Source organism: Brevundimonas sp. AVps23W (assembly GCF_058681395.1).
Genome location: NZ_CM178738.1, coordinates 1755258 through 1772680 on the forward strand (window position 1 = coordinate 1755258; position 17423 = coordinate 1772680).

16 protein-coding genes are annotated in these 17423 nt (G+C 68.3%); 8 read left to right on the forward strand and 8 right to left on the reverse strand.

Going from position 1 to position 17423, the window contains the following annotated elements:
• The first annotated feature begins 6 nt into the window (after positions 1-6).
• From lpxD to lpxB, 5 genes are read left to right on the forward strand one after another with little or no spacing between them, the layout of a single operon-like run.
• A complete protein-coding gene (gene lpxD / locus ACW177_RS08605) occupies positions 7-1020 on the forward strand; it encodes a UDP-3-O-(3-hydroxymyristoyl)glucosamine N-acyltransferase (RefSeq protein ID WP_492025314.1) in 1014 nt (337 codons plus the stop codon).
• A 2-nt stretch (positions 1021-1022) separates the two neighbouring features.
• The gene (fabZ, locus tag ACW177_RS08610) at positions 1023-1499 is read left to right on the forward strand and encodes a 3-hydroxyacyl-ACP dehydratase FabZ (protein ID WP_492025315.1); all 477 of its coding nucleotides are present in this window, start codon (positions 1023-1025) and stop codon (positions 1497-1499) included.
• A complete protein-coding gene (gene lpxA, locus ACW177_RS08615; protein ID WP_492025316.1) occupies positions 1499-2287 on the forward strand; it encodes an acyl-ACP--UDP-N-acetylglucosamine O-acyltransferase in 789 nt (262 codons plus the stop codon). The genes fabZ and lpxA overlap by 1 nt, the downstream gene beginning before the upstream one ends.
• Positions 2284-3123, forward strand: a complete 840-nt coding sequence (gene lpxI, locus ACW177_RS08620) for a UDP-2,3-diacylglucosamine diphosphatase (protein ID WP_492025317.1) — start codon at positions 2284-2286, stop codon at positions 3121-3123. Before lpxA ends, lpxI begins: the two co-directional genes overlap by 4 nt.
• The gene (gene lpxB / locus ACW177_RS08625; RefSeq protein ID WP_492025318.1) at positions 3120-4289 is read left to right on the forward strand and encodes a lipid-A-disaccharide synthase; all 1170 of its coding nucleotides are present in this window, start codon (positions 3120-3122) and stop codon (positions 4287-4289) included. Before lpxI ends, lpxB begins: the two co-directional genes overlap by 4 nt.
• 81 nt (positions 4290-4370) lie before the next feature.
• On the opposite strand, the gene gltA is transcribed toward lpxB, so the two are convergent.
• Entirely contained in the window at positions 4371-5672 is a 1302-nt protein-coding gene (gene gltA / locus ACW177_RS08630) for a citrate synthase (protein WP_492025319.1), read from the reverse strand.
• A 66-nt stretch (positions 5673-5738) separates the two neighbouring features.
• Positions 5739-7154 (reverse strand): glutamate--tRNA ligase, encoded by a 1416-nt coding sequence (gene gltX, locus ACW177_RS08635; RefSeq protein ID WP_492025320.1) that lies wholly within the window; start codon positions 7152-7154, stop codon positions 5739-5741.
• Here gltX and ACW177_RS08640 point away from each other — a divergent pair.
• Positions 7153-9330 (forward strand): ComEC/Rec2 family competence protein, encoded by a 2178-nt coding sequence (locus ACW177_RS08640; RefSeq protein ID WP_492028102.1) that lies wholly within the window; start codon positions 7153-7155, stop codon positions 9328-9330. The genes gltX and ACW177_RS08640 overlap by 2 nt on opposite strands.
• Here ACW177_RS08640 and lexA read toward each other — a convergent pair.
• The 4 genes from lexA to ACW177_RS08660 all read right to left on the reverse strand — a co-directional run bounded on the left by lexA (position 9311) and on the right by ACW177_RS08660 (position 12610).
• Complete coding sequence (gene lexA / locus ACW177_RS08645; protein WP_492025321.1) at positions 9311-10012, reverse strand: transcriptional repressor LexA; 702 nt, start codon at positions 10010-10012, stop codon at positions 9311-9313. The genes ACW177_RS08640 and lexA overlap by 20 nt on opposite strands.
• A gap of 162 nt (positions 10013-10174) precedes the next feature.
• Positions 10175-10969: an indole-3-glycerol phosphate synthase TrpC gene (gene trpC / locus ACW177_RS08650; RefSeq protein WP_492025322.1), complete on the reverse strand. Its 795-nt coding sequence runs from the start codon at positions 10967-10969 to the stop codon at positions 10175-10177.
• Complete coding sequence (gene trpD / locus ACW177_RS08655; protein ID WP_492025323.1) at positions 10966-12003, reverse strand: anthranilate phosphoribosyltransferase; 1038 nt, start codon at positions 12001-12003, stop codon at positions 10966-10968. The genes trpC and trpD overlap by 4 nt, the downstream gene beginning before the upstream one ends.
• 16 nt (positions 12004-12019) lie before the next feature.
• The gene (locus ACW177_RS08660) at positions 12020-12610 is read right to left on the reverse strand and encodes an anthranilate synthase component II (RefSeq protein ID WP_008259403.1); all 591 of its coding nucleotides are present in this window, start codon (positions 12608-12610) and stop codon (positions 12020-12022) included.
• A gap of 87 nt (positions 12611-12697) precedes the next feature.
• Between ACW177_RS08660 and ACW177_RS08665 the strand changes: the two genes are divergently transcribed.
• On the forward strand, positions 12698-12904 hold the full coding sequence (locus ACW177_RS08665) for a peptidoglycan-binding protein (protein WP_492025324.1): 207 nt from the start codon (positions 12698-12700) through the stop codon (positions 12902-12904).
• 131 nt (positions 12905-13035) lie between these two features.
• Here ACW177_RS08665 and trpE read toward each other — a convergent pair whose 3' ends face one another.
• Positions 13036-14565: an anthranilate synthase component I gene (trpE, locus tag ACW177_RS08670; protein ID WP_492025325.1), complete on the reverse strand. Its 1530-nt coding sequence runs from the start codon at positions 14563-14565 to the stop codon at positions 13036-13038.
• 8 nt (positions 14566-14573) lie between these two features.
• Positions 14574-16478, reverse strand: coding sequence for a peptidylprolyl isomerase (locus ACW177_RS08675; protein WP_492025326.1), 1905 nt, complete (start codon positions 16476-16478; stop codon positions 14574-14576).
• A gap of 138 nt (positions 16479-16616) precedes the next feature.
• Between ACW177_RS08675 and tpiA the strand changes: the two genes are divergently transcribed.
• A complete protein-coding gene (gene tpiA / locus ACW177_RS08680) occupies positions 16617-17366 on the forward strand; it encodes a triose-phosphate isomerase (protein WP_492025327.1) in 750 nt (249 codons plus the stop codon).
• Positions 17367-17423: the final 57 nt, after the last annotated feature.

Genomic DNA, 17423 nt, shown 5'->3' on the forward strand with positions numbered 1-17423 from the left:
CTCGACATGCCCGATACCCGCTTCTTCGAAACCCTCGCCCCCCTGTCCGTCGCCGATCTGGCGGCGAAAATAGGAGGCGAGGTCGAGAGGGGCGGGGATCGGATCATAGGCTCCGTCGCGCCCCTGTCCTCAGCGGACCGGGGCGCGATTGCGTTTCTGGGTGACCGCAAGTTCGCTGCGGCCCTTGCGGCGACGAAGGCGGGTTGCGTGATCGTGCCGGCCGAGGCTGTCGCGTCTGCGCCGGCTGAAGCCGCCGTCATCGTCTCCCGTACGCCTCAGGCCTCCTGGGCCATGGCCTCCGCCTTGCTGCACCGTCCGGTGACGCTCGACCGCGCCATCTCGGCGTCCGAGGCGGCTGAGGACGACAGCGTCATCGTCGAGCCCGGCGTGGTGCTTGGCGAAGGTGTCCGCGTCGGACGCGGCACGCGTATCTGCGCCAACACCGTCATCGGTCCGGGCGTGCAGATCGGCCGGGACTGCGTGATCGGTTCTAACGTCACCGTCGGCTTCGCCCTGATCGGTGATCGGGTGAAGCTGTACGCCGGTGCGCGCATCGGCGAGGCGGGCTTCGGCGCCACCGGCACGGCCGCCGGCGCCATGGATATTCCCCAGCTGGGTCGCGTCATCCTCCAAGACGGTGTGACGGTCGGCGCCAACTCCTGCATCGATCGTGGCGCCTATGACGACACGGTCATCGGCGAGAACACCAAGATCGATAATCTGGTCATGGTGGGCCACAACTGCGTCATCGGCCGCAACAATCTGATGGCCGCCAACACGGGCATTTCGGGCTCGGTGACTAGCGGCGACAATGTCATCTTTGGCGGCAAGGCGGGGATCGGCGACCACATCACCATCGGCGAGGGCGCGCGGGTCGCAGCCGGGGCCGGGGTGCTGGCGAACATTCCGGCGGGCGAGACCTGGTCCGGCTATCCGGCCCGTCCGATCCGACAGTTCTTGCGCGAAACCGTCTGGCTCGCCAAACAGGCCTCTTCAAAGAAGGCCCCGAAGGAATCATAGGGATGAGTGAAGACGGCAAGATCGATTACGCCGAGGTGATGCGGCGGCTGCCGCACCGTTATCCCTTCCTGCTGGTGGACAAGGCCGAGGATTTCGTACCGCGCACGTCCATCGTGGGCATCAAGAACGTCACCCACAACGAGCCCTTCTTCCCTGGCCACTTCCCGATCGATCCGGTCATGCCGGGCGTGCTGATCGTCGAGGCCATGGCCCAGACGGGCGCATTGCTGATGTCCAAGACTCTGGACGTCGCTGTGGCCGACAAGGTCATCATGTTCATGTCCATCGACGGCGTGCGCTTCCGCAAGCCGGCGCGGCCGGGCGATCAGCTGCGCATGGAGGTCAAGGTGATCAAGGCGCGCGGCGACGCCTACAAGTTCCGCGGCGAGACCTTCATCGACGGCAAACTGGCGGCCGAGGCCGAGTTCATGGCCATGGTCGTGACCGTGCCCACTCCGGCGACAGAGCCCGTCGCCTGATGACCATTCACCCGACCGCCCTGATTGACGCCACCGCGACCCTGGCCGAAGGGGTCGAAGTCGGCCCCTGGTGCACCGTCGGGCCGAATGTGGTCCTGGCCGAGGGCGTGCGCCTGATCAGCCACGTCGTGGTCCAGCAGGACACCACGATCGGCGCCGGGACGGTGATCCATCCGTTCGCCGTCATCGGCGGCGACCCGCAGCACAACGGCTACAAGGGCGAGCCGGTGCGGCTGGAGATCGGCGAGAACAACCTGATCCGCGAGCATTGCACCTTCAACCGGGGCACGCCGCAGGGGACGGGCGTGACCGTCGTCGGGTCCAACAATCTGTTCATGACCGGTGCACACATTGGCCATGACTGCGTGGTCGGCAGCAACCTCGTCATGGCCAATAACGCCACCCTGGGCGGCCATGCTCATATCGGCGACAAGGTCTTCCTGGGCGGTCTGTGCGCCGTGCACCAGAACGGGCGTGTGGGGCAGGGGGCGATCATCGGCGGTCTGGCCGCCGTGACGCGCGATGTCATCCCCTACGGCTCGGCCTGGGGCAATCACGCGCGACTGCGCGGGCTGAACCTGATTGGGCTGAAGCGCAAGGGCTATGGCAAGGACCAGGTGCGCCGGCTGTTGGCGGCCTATCGCGACCTGTTCGAGGGCGAGGGCGAGTTCGCCGGCCGGATCGAGGGCGTGGCCCAGGCCTATGCCGACCTGCCTGAGATCATGGAGATCATCGCCTTCATCCGCGACGGCGGGCGGCGTCCGCTGTGTCTGCCGAACGCGGAATGAGCCCTTCCGGAAAGCTGGGCCTGATCGCCGGCGGCGGCGACCTGCCGGCGGCGGTGGCGGCGCGGTGCGACGCCGAGGGACGGTCGGTCTTCATCATCCGTCTGGCCGGGTTCGCCGACCCCCATCTGACTCGCTGGCCGGGCGCCGAGTTCGGCATGGCCCAGATCGGGGCCATACTGAAGGCGCTGAAGGCGGAGGCCTGCACGACCGTCTGTCTGGCGGGCATCGTCAACCGGCCCGACTTCAAGAGTTTGAAGCCGGACTTCAAGGGCGCGACCCTGTTGCCGGGGATCGTCGCTGCGGCGACCCAGGGCGACGACGCCTTGCTGCGCAAGATATTGTCGATTTTCGAGGCCGAAGGGTTTGCGGTGGAAGGCGCCGATGACATCCTGGGCGGCGAGACCCTGGCCCAAGGCGCGCTCGGCGCTGTGACGCCGACGCCGGAACAGGTCGCCGATCTGAAAAAGGCGCTCCATGTCGCCGAAAAGTCGGGCGAACTGGACATCGGCCAAGGCGCGGTCGTCTGCGACGGTCTGGTGCTGGCGGTCGAGGCCCAAGAGGGCACAGACGCCATGTTGCACCGGGTGGCGGGCCTGCCGGCCGATCTTCGCGGTTCTCCGGCCGCCCCCAAGGGGGCGCTGGGCAAGGCCCCCAAGCCGATCCAGGACCTGCGTGTCGATATGCCGGTGATCGGGCCGCGCACGGTCGAGCTGGCGGCGGCGGCGGGCCTGGCGGGCATCGCCGGCGTGACCGGACGGCTGATCCTGATCGACCGGCCGGCTATAGTGGCGGCTGCGGACCGGCTGGGTCTGTTCGTCTGGGGTGAAGACCGATGAGCCGTCCGTTGAAGATCATGCTGGTGGCGGCCGAGGCCTCGGGCGATGCGCTCGGCGCCGGCCTGGCCCAGGCGCTCAGGAAAAAGCTGGGCGACGCGGTGAGCTTTGTCGGCGTCGGCGGCCCCCGTATGGCGGCGGAGGGCGTCGTCAGCCCCTTCGATATCGCCGAGCTGTCCATCCTGGGCTGGATCGAGGGTCTGCGCGCCTATGGCATGGTCCGGCGCCGGGTTCAGGAGACGGCGGCTCTGGCGGCGTGTGAACAGCCGGATGCTGTGGTGCTGATCGACAGCTGGGGCTTCACCATTCGGGTGGCCGAGGCGATCCGCGCGGCCCGGCCGGGCGTGCCCCTGATCAAATATGTCGGCCCCCAGGTCTGGGCGTCTCGCCCCGTTCGGGCCAAGACCCTGGCGCGGGCCGTGGATCACCTGTTGGCGCTCTACAGCTTCGATGCGCCCTGGTTCGAGCGGGCAGGCCTGCCCACGACCGTGGTCGGGTCCTCGGCGCTTCATGTGGATATGGACCACGCCGACGGCGAGGCCTTCCGCGCGCGCCGAGGCATAGGCGCCGATGCGAAACTGCTGCTGATCCTGCCGGGCAGTCGCCCCGCCGAAATCGCGCGGATGACGCCCGTCTACGAGGCGACGGTCGCTCGGCTGAAGGCGCAGGACCCGACTTTGGATGTCGCTGTGATCGCGGCCGGCACTGTGTCCAAGGATGTGGTCGGTCGGGTTTCCGCCTGGCCCTTCCGCGTTCACCTGGTCGATGAGGCCGAGAAGTACGACGCCATGAAGGCCGCGACGGCGGCCCTGGCGACCAGCGGCACGGTGTCGACCGAACTGGCCCTGGCCGGCGCGCCCATGGTCATCGCCTACAAGATCGGCGGGCTCAGCTATGAGCTGATGAAGCGGGTCGTGACGGCGAAACACATCACCCTGTTCAACATCGCCGCCGATCAGCGGATCGCCCCGGAGTTCATCCAGGGCGAGGCGTCGCCTGAAAATCTGGCGGCCGCCGTCGGGCGGTTGCTGAATGATCCCGAGGCTGCGGCCGAACAGGCGGGGCGTCAGACGGCGGCGCTGGACCTGATGGGCCGGGGCGGGCCAGATCCTTCGGCCCTGGCTGCCGAGGCGGTGCTACGGGTCATAGAGGCCAAGGCCGCCCAATAGCCGCTTCGGCTCTATTTCAGACAAAGAAAAACGCCGGGGCCTGCGCCCCGGCGTTCTGCATTTCAGGCCTTGGGCCGTCGATCAGCCGCGCTGTTCGATCGGCACATAGTCGCGCTCGGTCGGGCCCGTGTAGAGCTGACGCGGGCGGCCGATCTTCTGCGACGGATCCGCCATCATTTCCTGCCACTGGGCGATCCAGCCCACGGTGCGGGCCAGGGCGAACAGGACGGTGAACATGGTGGTCGGGAAGCCCATCGCCGACAGGGTGATGCCCGAATAGAAGTCGACGTTCGGGAACAGCTTGCGCGAGGTGAAGTATTCGTCGTTCAGGGCGACCTTCTCCAGCTCCTTGGCGACCAGGAAGAGCGGGTCGTTCTCGCGGCCGGTGGCGGCCAGAACTTCATAGGCCGACTGCTGCATGACCTTGGCGCGCGGATCGTAGTTCTTGTACACGCGGTGACCGAAGCCCATCAGCTTGTACTTGCGGTCCTTCACGCCCTGGATGAACTCCGGGATGTTTTCCGGCGTGCCGATCTGTTTCAGCATGGTCAGCGCCTCCTCGTTGGCCCCGCCGTGCGACGGGCCCCACAGGCAGGCGATGCCGGCGGCGATACAGGCGAACGGGTTGGCGCCCGACGAACCGGCCAGACGGACGGTCGAGGTCGAGGCGTTCTGCTCGTGGTCGGCGTGCAGGGTGAAGATGCGGTCCATGGCGCGAACCAGGGCCGGATCGACGTGATAGTCCTCGGCCGGTACGGCGAAGCACATACGCAGGAAGTTCTCGGCGTAGGACAGGTCGTTGCGCGGCGAAACGAAGGGCTGGCCGATGTGGTACTTGTAGGCCCGCGCCGCGATGGTCGGCATCTTGGCGATCAGGCGGATGGCCGAGATATCGCGCTGGACCGGATCATGGATGTCCAGGCTGTCGTGATAGAAGGCCGACAGGGCGCCGACGGTGCCGACCATGATCGCCATCGGGTGGGCGTCGCGGCGGAAGCCCTCGAAGAAGCGGTCGAACTGGGCGTGGAGCATCGTGTGCATGGTGATGCTGTCTTCGAACTTCTCGTACTGCGCCGCAGTCGGCAGTTCGCCGTGCAGCAGCAGGTGGCAGACCTCCACGAAGTTCGACTTCGACGCCAGCTGGTCGATGGGATAGCCCCGGTGCAGCAGCACCCCGGCGTCGCCGTCGATATAGGTCAGGGCCGACTCGCACGCGGCGGTGGAGGTGAAGCCCGGGTCGAAGGTGAAGGCGCCCGTACCCGCATACATCTTGCGGATGTCGATGACGTCCGGGCCGGTGGAGCCCGAAAGGACCGGCAACTCGATGGTCTTGCCCTCGAAGGACAGGGTCGCCGAGCTGGCGGTTTTGGCTTGTTCAGTCATGAATGCCCCTTTGCATCACACGTCCAGGCGCGGGGAGGCGTCGGCCGCTTTTTTGGTTGTGGGTGATCACTTAGTCTGTTGCAGCGCATCATCCAAGCGCCCGAGACTTTCGTCGCGCCCGAGAGCGGACAAAATTCGAGCGATATCGGGTGAAGTTGACCCAGCGGTAAGGGCCGTCCGCATAGGCGGACCGATCTTGCCGAACCCGACTTGTTCGGATTCGGCGAAGTTTTTGAGTTCGGCTTCCAGGGCGAAGACGTCCCAGGACTGGAACAGGGCCAGCCGGTCGCGCAGGCGCGCCAGGCGGTCCAGGGTCTCGCCGGAAAGAAGGGCGCGACCCTTTTCGTCGAGGGCGAGGGGGCGAGCCTTGAGGACGAACTCGGTCTGGTCGGCAAGGTCCAACACGGTCTTGGCGCGGTCTTTGACGAAGGGCATGGCGCGCTGAAGCTTCGCCTCGTCCGCCTCTACAAGACTGCGACCGCGCGCAAGGTGAACGTCCAGCGTCAGCTTGGCCAGGCGCTCGTCGTCGGCGAGGCGGAGCCAGTGCGAATTGACGTGGGCCAGCTTGTCGAAGTCCAGACGCGCCGGGGCCTTGCCGATGCCCGCCAGGTCGAACCATTCGATCGCCTGGGCGTCGCTGAACAGCTCGTCGTCGCCGTGGGCCCAGCCCAAGCGGGCCAGGTAGTTGCGCATGGCCTCAGGCAGATAGCCCATTTCGGCGTATTCGTGGACCGCCTGGGCGCCGTGGCGTTTCGACAGTTTGGCGCCGTCGGGGCCGTGGATCAGGGGGATGTGCGCGAAGGTCGGGCGGGTCCAGCCCAGCGCGTCATAGATCAGGCTCTGGCGGGCGGCGTTGTTCAGGTGGTCGTCGCCGCGAATGACGTGGGTGACGCCCATGTCGTGGTCATCGACCACGACGGCGAGATTATAGGTCGGGGCCCCGTCCGAGCGCAGCAGGACCAGGTCGTCGAGGTCGTCGGTCGACCAGCTGACCGAACCCTGGACCTCGTCCGCGACGGTGACCGTGGCGGACTGAGGCCGGCGGAAGCGGACGACGTGCGGCAGGGCCAGGTCGTCGACGGTCGGGGTGCGGTCGCGCCAGGGCGATTCGAAGGCCCGGCGCTCGGCCTTGGCGGCGTCGCGCAGGCGGCCGGTTTCCTCGGCGGTCGTGAAGTCGCGATAGGCGTGACCGGTCTCCAGCAACTGATCGACGACTTCGCGGTGACGGTCGGCGCGGCTGAACTGGAAGACGGGTTCTTCGTCGGCGAACAGTTCCAGCCAGCTCAGGCCGTCGAAGATGGCCTTCACCGCTTCGTCGGTCGAACGTTCGCGGTCGGTGTCCTCGACCCGGATCAGGAAACGTCCTGCGTGTCTCTTGGCGTACAGCCAGTTGAACAAGGCGGTTCTCGCACCGCCGATATGCAGATAGCCTGTCGGCGAGGGGGCGAAGCGGGTGACGACAGTCGAAGAGGGCAAGGTCATGGGGGAAGGGTCCGTAAGCGAGGCCCTTATACGCCCCGACGCGTCAAAGCCTACCCCCGCCGCGAGATTGAGCGTCTGGCTGGCTGAAGAGGTCGCAGCACAGGCGTTGAGATGGCGACTGTGGGCGCCGGTGGCCTTTGGGGCGGGAAGCGCGATCTATTTCGCCTTGCGGGTCGAGCCGTTGTTGTGGCTGCTGCTGGCGGCGGCCGGATCGGCGCTTGCGGTCTGGTTGACGGCCAAGCGGCGCGGTTGGAGGCGAGGGCGGACCTGGCCCTTGATGATCCTGGCCTGTGTGCTCGGCGGGCTTGCGGCGGCCAAGGTGCGGACTGAAGTGGTGGCCGCGCCGATTGCGCCGGCGTTGAGCGAGGCGACGGTCATCGAGGCCTGGGTGGTCGATGTCGACAGCCCGGGGCAGAACGGCGCGCGGGTCGTGGTGGCGCCTGTGTGGATCCGAGGCGTGGAGGCAGAGCGGACGCCGGTGCGGCTGCGGGCCACGGTGCTGGGCGAGCCGCCCCGGCCCGGAGAGGCGATCCGACTGTTCGCCATTCTCAATCCGCCGCCTGCGCCCGCCAGCCCCGGCGCCTATGATTTCGGCCGCAACGCCTTCTTCCAAGGCATGGGGGGCGTGGCCTTCGCCCTAGGCGAGACGCGGCGCATCGATTTGCCGCCGGCGCCTTGGCGGTTGCAGCTGGCCATGGCGGTGAATGGGGCGCGCTACGCCCTGGCGGAACGGATCGTGGCGCGGTTGGGGGAGCGGACCGGCGGGATCGCGGCGGCCATGACCACCAGCCACGAGGCCTGGATCAGCCAGGAGGACATGGATGTGATGCGGGATTCGGGCCTGGCGCACATCCTGTCGGTCTCGGGTCTGCATATGGCGATTGTCGGGGGCTTCGTATTTTTCGCTGCGCGGCTGGGGGTGGCGGCCTGGCCATGGCTGGCGCTGCGGGTTCCGGGCAAGAAGGTCGCAGCCGTCGCGGGTCTGGCGGCGGTGGGCGCCTATCTGGTGGTGTCAGGCGCGCCGCCCCCGGCTGAGCGGGCGGCGATCACGGCCTCCATCGCCTTCCTGGCCATTCTTCTGGATCGGCAGGCGGTGACGATGCACGGGCTGGCGGTGGCGGCGTTCGCCGTGCTGGCGATACAGCCTGAAGCCATCGTCACGCCGGGCTTCCAGATGTCCTTTGCGGCGACCGCGGCCCTGGTAGCCCTGGTTGAGGCTTGGCCCAAGCGGGTGCGCGAGATTTCCGCGCCCTGGCCGATTGTGGCGGCGCAGAGGTTCGGCGGCTGGCTGACGGCGGCGGTGGCGGCCAGCGTCGTGGCGGGACTGGCGACGGGGCCGTTCGCTATGCAGCATTTCAACCGGACGGCCATGTACGGGCTACTGGCCAATCTGGGCACGGCGCCGGTGGCGGACTTTGTCTTGATGCCGGCCCTGGCGCTGGGGGCGGCGTTGGAGCCGTTGGGGATGGGGGCTCCATTTCTGGCGGTGGCGGGGTGGGGCGTCGATCTGATGCTGGCGATAGGGGGCTGGACGGCGGGGCTGCCGGGCGCAGTGTGGACGGTGGCGAGTGCGCCTGACTATGTGCTGCCGGCGGCCTTTCTGGGGGTATTGTTCGTCTGTCTGTGGCAGGGGCGACTGCGTTGGCTGGGGCTGCCGCTGGCGGCCGCGGTGCTGGTCTGGCCGCGCGCGCCGACGCCGGATGTCTGGATCGGAGACGGCGGCACCAATGCGGCGCTTCATCGTCAGGGCGAGGCGGTCGTGATCCGGCCGGGTGTGCGCGAGTTCGCGGCGGACCTTTGGTCTCGGCGGCGCGGTCTGACTTTGGTGGACCGGGCGGAGGCGGGCTGGGTCTGTGATCGGTCTTCGTGCCGACCCGAGACCGCCGAGGCGGGGGCGGTCGCCCTATGGTGGGGCAGGCGAGCGCCGGATGTGGAGCAGATGGCGGCCCTGTGCCGTGCGGCGCCGGTCGTCAGCGTTCGGGGGGTCGTTCGCGCCCTGCCCAGCTCATGCGAGGGGCGGCTGGTGCTGGATGGGGCGGATTTCGCGCGCGGCGGGGCGGTGGAGTTGTGGCGCGACGGAGCGGACCGCTGGAAAGCGGTGTGGACGGCCGACGTGCGCGGGGATCGACCCTGGGCGCGCCGGCCGGATCCGGGTGTCAGTGATAGCGGCGCATGAGGCCGACCAGTTTGCCCTGAACCTCAACCTGGTCAGGACCGAAGATGCGGGTCTCGTAGGCCCGGTTGGCGGGCTCCAGGGCGATGGAGCCGCCCTTGCGGCGCAGGCGTTTCAGCGTGGCTTCTTCGCCCTCGACCAGGGCCACGACGATTTCGCCGTTGTTGGCCGTGTCGCCGCGCCGGATGACCACCAGATCGCCGTTCAGGATGCCGGCCTCGATCATGGAGTCGCCCTCGATCTCGAGGATGTAGTGATCGCCCTTGCCCAGCATGGATTCCGGCACCGACAGACGTTCCTGCTCGTGCTGAATGGCGGCGATGGGGGTGCCCGCGGCGATCTTGCCCAGCAGGGGCAGTTCGCGGGTGTCATTGGCGGCTGAGGACGTCGCCGGGCGCGCTGCGCCGCCGCCGCCTTCGATCACATCGGGTTTGAACCCAGCCCGGCCGCGCGGAGCGCCGGCGGTGGCCTGTTCAGGCAGTTTGGTGACTTCCAGGGCGCGGGCGCGGTGGGCGAGGCGGCGGATGAAGCCGCGTTCTTCCAGCGCCGTGATCAGCCGGTGGATGCCCGACTTGGACGCCAGGTCCAGCGCCTCCTTCATCTCGTCGAACGAGGGGGAGACGCCCGTCTCCTGAATCCGTTCGTGGATGAACATCAGCAATTCGTGCTGCTTGCGCGTGAGCATCGCCAGGCCCTCATAGGCCCTTCCCTCGAATCGGAACGGGCCGTGAACATTGACGATGTTCTGTAAGTGTTCCTTCCTAATGTCAACTTAACGGCGTCGGTTCGACGCCTTGGGCCTAATGTCAACTTAACGGCGTCGCTTCACCACGCGCGTCGGGTTGAATCAGGCGGCCAGCAGCTTGCGGGTCGCGGCCTCGACGTCGGCCTGACGCATCAGGCTTTCGCCGACCAGAATGGCCTGGGCGTGGGCGGCGGAGACGCGATCAACGTCCTCGGACGTGAAGATGCCGCTCTCGGCCACCAGCAGGGCGCGAACGGGGCTGAGCATGGACAGGCGCTCGGTGACCTCCAGATCGACCTCGAAGGTGCGGAGCGACCGGTTGTTGATCCCGACCAGATCGCCGTCCAGGGCGCAGGCGCGCGCCATTTCGGCCTCGTCGTGGGTTTCGATCAGGGCGTCCATGCCGAAGCGCTCGGCCTCCGCCAGCAGTTCGGCGGCCAGCTGATCGTCGATCATGGCCAGGATGATCAGGATACAGTCGGCGCCGAGCGCCCGGCTTTCGGCCACCTGCCAGGGATCCACCAGAAAATCCTTGCGCAGGCAGGGCAGGGCGACCGCAGCGCGGGCCTGGCCCAGATAGGCGTCGTCGCCCTGGAAGCTGGGGCCATCGGTCAGGACCGACAGGCATGTGGCGCCGCCGGCCTGGTAGGCGATGGCCAGGGCGGTCGGGTCGAAGTCGGGACGGATCAGGCCCTTGGACGGGCTGGCCTTCTTGATTTCGGCGATCAGGGCGGGGCGGCCCGTTTCTTCGACGGTTCGGTCGAGGGCCGCACGGAAGCCGCGCGGAGCCGAGGCGGCCTGGGCCAGGGCCTCGATGGCGTCCTGGGTGGTCGCGGCCTTGCGGGCGGCGACATCCTCGCGCTTGTAGGCGGCGATGCGGTCCAGGACGTCGGTCATGCGTTGTCTTCGGTATCCAGCGGCGTGGAGGTGATGCGGGCCAGACGCTCCAGCGCCTCGGCGGCCCGGCCGTCGTCGATGGCGGCGGCGGCGAGGACGGCGCCTTCCGCGAGATCCGCCGCCCGATCCGATACCACGAGGGCGGCGGCGGCGTTCAGCAACACGATGTCGCGGTAGGGACCAGTCTGACCCGCCAGCAGGGCGCGCAGGGCCGTGGCGTTCTCCTCGCCGTCGCCGCCGCGGATGGCGTCGATGGAGGCGCGCGGCAGGCCGGCGTCTTCGGGCGTGACCTGGAAGCGGCGAACGGCGCCGTCCTTCCATTCCGCCACTTCGGTCGGGCCGGAGGTGGCTAGTTCGTCCAGGCCCTGTCCATGGACGGTCCAGGCGCGGGTGGCGCCCAACCGGCCCAGGACTTCGACCAGGGGCTCAAGAAGGCGCGGGTCATAGACGCCCATGACCTGGCGTTTCGCCTGGGCCGGGTTGGACAGCGGGCCCAGCAGATTGAAGACGGTGCGGAAACCGATCTCGGCACGCACCGGCCCGACATGACGCATGGCGCCGTGATAGGCGGGCGCGAACAGGAAGCAGATGCCGGCCTCGTCCAGCGCCTTGCGCTGCTGGGCCGGGCTGGCGGCCAGGTTGACGCCCAGGATCGACAGGACGTCGGAGGAGCCGGATTTCGAGGATATGGCCCGGTTGCCGTGCTTGGCGACCTTCAGGCCCGCGCCGGCCAGGACCAGGGCGGCGGCGGTTGAGATATTGTAGGTGTGCTGGCCGTCGCCGCCGGTGCCGCAGGTGTCGATCACCTCGTACGGATGATCCAGCGTCAGGGCGGCGTCGCGCATGGCCTGGGCGAAGGCGGCGATCTCGTCCACGGTCTCGCCGCGAATCCGCAGGGCGGTGACGGCGGCGGCGACCTGGGACGGGGTCGGTTCGCCACGCAGGCAGGCGGCGAAGAAGTCGTGCGCCTGCTCGGACGTCAGGGGGTGGCCCTCGACCAGTCGGGCGAGGATCGGCTTGAACCCGTCAGCCATGATCAGGCGGCCACGATCAGGCGGCCGCGAGGCGCTTCACGCCGGCGATCTCGAGGAAGTTGGCCAGCATGTCGTGGCCGTGTTCGGTGGCGATGGATTCCGGGTGGAACTGGACGCCATGGATCGGACGGCTGCGGTGCTGGAGGCCCATGATCTCGCCGTCGGCGGTCCAGGCGGTCACCTCGAGGCAGTCGGGAAGGGTTTCGCGCTTCACGGCCAGGGAATGATAGCGGGTGGCGGTGAAGGGCGACGGCAGGCCGGCGAAGACGCTCTTGCCGTCGTGCAGGATCGGCGAGGTCTTGCCGTGCATCAGGGTCTTGGCGCGGATCACGTCGCCGCCGAAGGCCTGGCCGATGGCCTGGTGGCCCAGACAGACGCCCAGGATCGGCATGGAAGCCGGGGCGCTTTCGATCAGCGGCAGGCAGATGCCGGCTTGATCGGGCGCACAGGGGCCAGGCGAAAGCAGGACGGCGGCGGGGTTCAGCGCCCAGGCCTCGTCCGCCGTCAGGTCGTCGTTGCGCACCACATGGGTCGGCGCGCCCAACTCCGCGAGGTAGTGGACGAGGTTGTAGGTAAAGCTGTCGTAGTTATCGACGACGAGGATCATGATCTGGCTTCTAGGCGTGACAAGCCGCCGCGCCAAGCGTGCGCGGCGTTAAAGCGCATCTTAACATTGGCGGGGGCAGATGGGGGTGTGAAACTGAGCGCCGAAAAAGACATCGCCGACAAGATCGCCGCCGCCAAGGCGAAGCTGGTCGTGGTCGAACCCAAGCCGATCAGCCCCTATGCGGCTCTCGGCGCCGCCGCCCTGGCCGCCACGGCGGCCGTCGTCATGGCTGGCGTGGTGGTGCTGGGACCGGGCGTCCGGTTCGACGAACCCCCGGCGAGCTACGGGCCCTAGAGCCTGATCGGCTGAGGAGGAATCGCTTCGCGATTCCGCTGATGCCGTGAATCAGGCTCCAGATTGAAGCGAGAGCATGATTCACGCTTCTGCCGGAACCGCTACGCGGTTCCGTCCGAAACGATCATGCTCTAGCGATTGCCGGTGCGGAAGCGCCAGGCGTCGTCGGCGGCCCGCATGGGGGCGCGGGCCTTGTGCCGGGTCTCGGCGTATTCGGCCGCAGGATCGCTGTCGGCGACCACGCCTGCGCCGGCCTGGACGAAGATCTGATCGTCAGCGAACAGGGCGGTGCGCAGGGTGATGCAGATGTCCGCCTCGCCGCCGGCCGAAATATAGCCGACGCCGCCGCCGTAGCCGACGCCGCGCTTTTCGGTCTCCAGCTCGTCGATCACTTCCATCGCCCGAACCTTGGGCGCGCCCGACAGGGTGCCGGCGGGAAGGGCCGCGAGCAGGGTGTCGACGGCGTCCAGTTTCGGATCGGCCTTGCCGCGCACGTTGGAGACGATGTGCATGACCTGGCTGTAGCGTTCGACGACGAAGCTCTCGGTGACCTCGACCGTGCCGGGTGCAGCGACGCGGCCGACGTCGTTGCGGCCCAGGTCCAGCAGCATCAGATGCTCGGCGCGTTCCTTGGGATCGGCCAGAAGTTCGACCTCCAGCGCCTTGTCCGCCTCGGGCGTGGCGCCGCGCGTACGGGTTCCTGCCAAGGGGCGAATGGTGACCTGTCCATCCTTGAGCCGGACCAGGATCTCCGGGCTGGAACCGGCCAGCTGGAAGCCCTCGAAGTTCAGATAGAACAGATAGGGCGACGGGTTCTGGCGACGCAGGGAGCGGTAGAAGGCGAAGGGATCTTCGGTCCAAGGGGCCGAGAAGCGGTGGCTGAGCACGACCTGGAAGATGTCGCCGGCGGCGATATAGTCCTTGGCCCTGGCCACCATTTCGCCGAAGCCGGCCTCGTCCACAGGTGAGGCGAAGGTCGGGGCGGGCGACGGCTGCGGGGCCGCGCGCACCGGGAGCGGCTCGCGCAGCGCGGTCTCGAAGGCGTCCAGCCGGGCGAGGGCGGCGTCGAAGGCCTCGCGTGCCGCGCCCCCCGTGTCGGGATAGGCGGCCGAGACCAGGATGATTTCCTGGCCCACCGAATCGAAGATCGCCACCAGAGACGGTCGGGTCAGGACCGCGTCGGGCAGGTTCAGCGGATCGGGATTGGGTTCGCCCAGCGGCTCCAGCAGGCGCACCATGTCGTAGCCGAAGACGCCGAACAGGCCGGCGGCCATCGGCGGCAGGCCTTCGGGCAGGTCGAACTTCGAGGCGGCGATCAGGGCGCGAAGCGATTGGAGCGTCGGCAGGGCCTCGGGCGTGAACCGGCCCTCGGCGACGGCGGGGCCGCGCGCCAGCTCCGCCGCGTTGGAGCGGCAGCGCCAGATCACATCGGGATCCAGGGTCAGGATCGAATACCGGCCCTTGACCGCGCCGCCTTCGACCGACTCCAGCAGGCAGGCGTAGGGCCGGCTGTGACCGAGCTTCAGATAGGCCGAGACCGGCGTCTCCAGGTCGTCGATGACGCGCCGGACCAGCACCTGGGGCCGACCGGCCGAGAGGCCGGCGGCGAAGGCGTCGAAATCGGGTTCGCCGGACGCCGCCCCAGTAATTTGGCCGGTCATTGGATCGGTCATTGGGCCGGAGCGGCGGGGGCGGGCTCGGCGGGCAGGCCCAGGGCCTGACGCGCCAGGGCGACGTCGTTCTTGGCCTTGGAGTGTTTTGCGCCGGCGGTCATCGAGGTCTGGACCATGGCCTGGACCATTTCCTGGGTGATGCGCGGGCGGGCCTGTTCGGCGAGCGGGCCGGCGACGGCCGGACTGGCGGCATGGATATTGTCGACGCGACCGACCAGATAGCCGCCTTCACCGGGTTGCGAGAAGACCTGGCCCTTGGCCGGGCCGAACAGGCCCTGCAGCACGCCCTGGCCGAGCGACTGTTGCGTCGCCTGGTCGCGCACAACGCCGGTGCGGACCGTCAGGGGCGCGTTGACCGAACGCGCGACGGCGGCGATGTCCTGGCCCTGGCGAACGCGGGCGGCCAGTTCCTCGGCTTTGGCGGACAGGCGGCGCGCGACTTCACGCTGGGTCCACTGGGCGGCCAGCGGGGCGCGGACCTCGGCCAGGGTCGGCAGGGCCGACGGGCGGATGTCGTTCACGCGAACGGCGAAGTACTGGCCCTGACCGGCGTCGATCACGTCGCTCTCGCCGCCCTTGGTCAGGCTCCAGGCGGTTTCGAAGATCTGCGGCGGGGCGTTCAGAGCCTGGCCGTTCGGCAGTTTGCCGTCCTGGGTGAAGGGGGGCAGATCGACGATCCGGCCGCCGGCTTCGCGGGCGGCGTCGGCCAGGTTCTTGCCGGCGGTGCGGGCGGCTTCGTATTTTTCGACCTTGGCGTAGGTCTGACCCTTCACGTCCTCGTCGCGCAGTTCCTGAACGATCTGTTCGCGAGCGCTCTCCAGCGTGGCCGGCTTGCCCGGCTGGACCGCAGTCAGCTTGACGACGGCGAAGCCGATGCCGGCCTGAACAGGGTCCGAAACCTGACCGGCTTGCAGGCCGAAGACGGCGGCGGCGGTCGCGGCGTCGCCGATGGCGGCGCGCGGGGTGGCGTTGAAGTTGGCGGGCTGGATGCTGTTGGCGCGGCCGACGTTTTCGGGCGACTGACCGGCGCGCAGGGCGGCGGCGATCTTCTGAGCCACGTCGCGGCTGGGCGCCGTCAGGGTGACGAAGGTGCGGGTTTCCGGTTGGCTCAGGCTGTCCTTCTTGAACTCGAAGCGTTCGCGGATCCGGTCATCGGAGATGGCGGGGGCCGCGCCGGCGTCGGGCGTGAACAGCACGACCGAAACCATCCGGAACTCGGGAGCGCGCAGACGGGCGGCGTTTTCCTGGATGAAGGCGTTCAGCTGGGCGTCGGTCGGGGCGGGAACCTCGCCGGCCATGGCGGGCGTGACCTCGAACCAGCGACCGTCGCGGGTTTCGAAGGCGGCGCCGGCGAGCAGGGCGCCATAGATGCGCGGCGCGCGGGCGCCGGCGAAGATGGCCGAGCCGAAATGCTCGGTCGCATACTGGTCGCGCAGGTCCTGCTCCAGCATGGCCGGGGTCAGGTTCTGCTGGGCCAGGGCGGTCTCATAAGCCTGCTGGTCGAACTGGCCGGTGACCGAGTTGAAGAAGGCCGGGATCTGGCGGATCTGTTTGACGATCAGCTCCTTGCCGGGGCGGATGCCCGCCTTCCAGGCCCAGTTCAGGAAGCCGAGCTGTTCGGTCTGGCTGTCCAGGAAGCGGGTGTGGATATTCTCGGCGATCAGGTCCTCGTTGGTGACGGGGCGACCAGCCTGCTGCTGAATGTTTTCGCGCACCCGCCCGAAGGCGGCGCTGAACTCGGCCTCGTTCATCGAACGGTCGCCGGCGTCGATCACATGTTTCGGGCCCAGGTTGGCGAAGACATCCATCCGCGCGCCCACGATCACGAAGCTGATGGCGATCAGCACGAGCAGGGCGGCGGCCCACTTGGAGCGCGAGAAGGCGCGGAAGGCGGTGATCATTCGAAGACCCGGAGATTTGCCGACAGTGGCGTCGCTCCGGCGTATAGTCGGGGCGGGCGCGCCCCCGCAAGGACGGCGTGATGTCCAGATTGCGGCGCCCCTCTTGGCTTGCCGGTTTCCGCCCCTTAGAGAGGCGCGATGAAACAATCCGTGAAGTTGATCGTCGGCAATTGGAAGATGCACGGCGTCGCGGCCGATCTGGCCGAGGCGCGGGCGCTGGTGGAAGGCGTGCAAGAGGTTCGAGCCGACTGCCGCATCGCCCTGTGTCCTCCAGCCACCCTGACGGATCGCATGCGGCAGGTCCTGGCCGACAGCCGGGTCGAGCTGGGCGGGCAGGATTGCCATCAGGCGCCGTCGGGCGCCTGCACCGGTTCGGTTTCGGCCGAGATGCTGGTGGATGCTGGTGCCGGGCTCGTGATTCTGGGACATTCGGAGCGTCGCGGCGCTTTCGGGGAAACGGACGCCGAAGTCGCGGCCAAGGTCGAGGCGGCGATCGCAGTGGGGTTGGAACCCATCGTCTGCGTCGGCGAGACGCTGGAGCAACGCGAGGCGGGCCAGGCGGCGGCGGTCGTCAGCGCCCAGGTTGAGGGCTCGCTGGCCGACGGTCTGTCCGAAAGGCCTTTTGCGGTCGCCTATGAACCCATCTGGGCCATCGGCACCGGCCTGACGCCCAGCCTGGAGCAGATCGAGGAAGTCCACGCGGCCGTGCGATCCGCCATGATCCGGCGTCTGGGCCAGGCGGCGCGGCGTGCGCCGATCCTGTACGGCGGGTCGGTGAAGCCGGACAATGCGGCCGAAATTCTGAACGTGGCCGAGGTCGGCGGCGCCCTCGTCGGCGGGGCTTCGCTGAAGGCCGAGGATTTCCTGAAGATCATTCGCGCGGCCTGACGACGGCTTGAGGTTTGCCCCACGGCGGCTTCGGTGATAGAGGCCGCCGCTTGATCG

Coding starts and splice junctions, on each gene's coding strand:
- tpiA (WP_492025327.1), top strand. CDS start 16,617: ATGAAACAATCCGTGAAGTTGATCGTCGGCAATTGGAAGATGCACGGC.
- ACW177_RS08660 (WP_008259403.1), bottom strand. CDS start 12,610: ATGATCCTCGTCGTCGATAACTACGACAGCTTTACCTACAACCTCGTC.
- trpC (WP_492025322.1), bottom strand. CDS start 10,969: ATGACCGACGTCCTGGACCGCATCGCCGCCTACAAGCGCGAGGATGTC.
- trpD (WP_492025323.1), bottom strand. CDS start 12,003: ATGGCTGACGGGTTCAAGCCGATCCTCGCCCGACTGGTCGAGGGCCAC.
- lpxI (WP_492025317.1), top strand. CDS start 2,284: ATGAGCCCTTCCGGAAAGCTGGGCCTGATCGCCGGCGGCGGCGACCTG.
- trpE (WP_492025325.1), bottom strand. CDS start 14,565: ATGACCGGCCAAATTACTGGGGCGGCGTCCGGCGAACCCGATTTCGAC.
- gltX (WP_492025320.1), bottom strand. CDS start 7,154: ATGACCTTGCCCTCTTCGACTGTCGTCACCCGCTTCGCCCCCTCGCCG.
- fabZ (WP_492025315.1), top strand. CDS start 1,023: ATGAGTGAAGACGGCAAGATCGATTACGCCGAGGTGATGCGGCGGCTG.
- lpxB (WP_492025318.1), top strand. CDS start 3,120: ATGAGCCGTCCGTTGAAGATCATGCTGGTGGCGGCCGAGGCCTCGGGC.
- lpxD (WP_492025314.1), top strand. CDS start 7: ATGCCCGATACCCGCTTCTTCGAAACCCTCGCCCCCCTGTCCGTCGCC.
- ACW177_RS08640 (WP_492028102.1), top strand. CDS start 7,153: ATGGGGGAAGGGTCCGTAAGCGAGGCCCTTATACGCCCCGACGCGTCA.
- ACW177_RS08675 (WP_492025326.1), bottom strand. CDS start 16,478: ATGATCACCGCCTTCCGCGCCTTCTCGCGCTCCAAGTGGGCCGCCGCC.
- lexA (WP_492025321.1), bottom strand. CDS start 10,012: ATGCTCACGCGCAAGCAGCACGAATTGCTGATGTTCATCCACGAACGG.
- gltA (WP_492025319.1), bottom strand. CDS start 5,672: ATGACTGAACAAGCCAAAACCGCCAGCTCGGCGACCCTGTCCTTCGAG.
- lpxA (WP_492025316.1), top strand. CDS start 1,499: ATGACCATTCACCCGACCGCCCTGATTGACGCCACCGCGACCCTGGCC.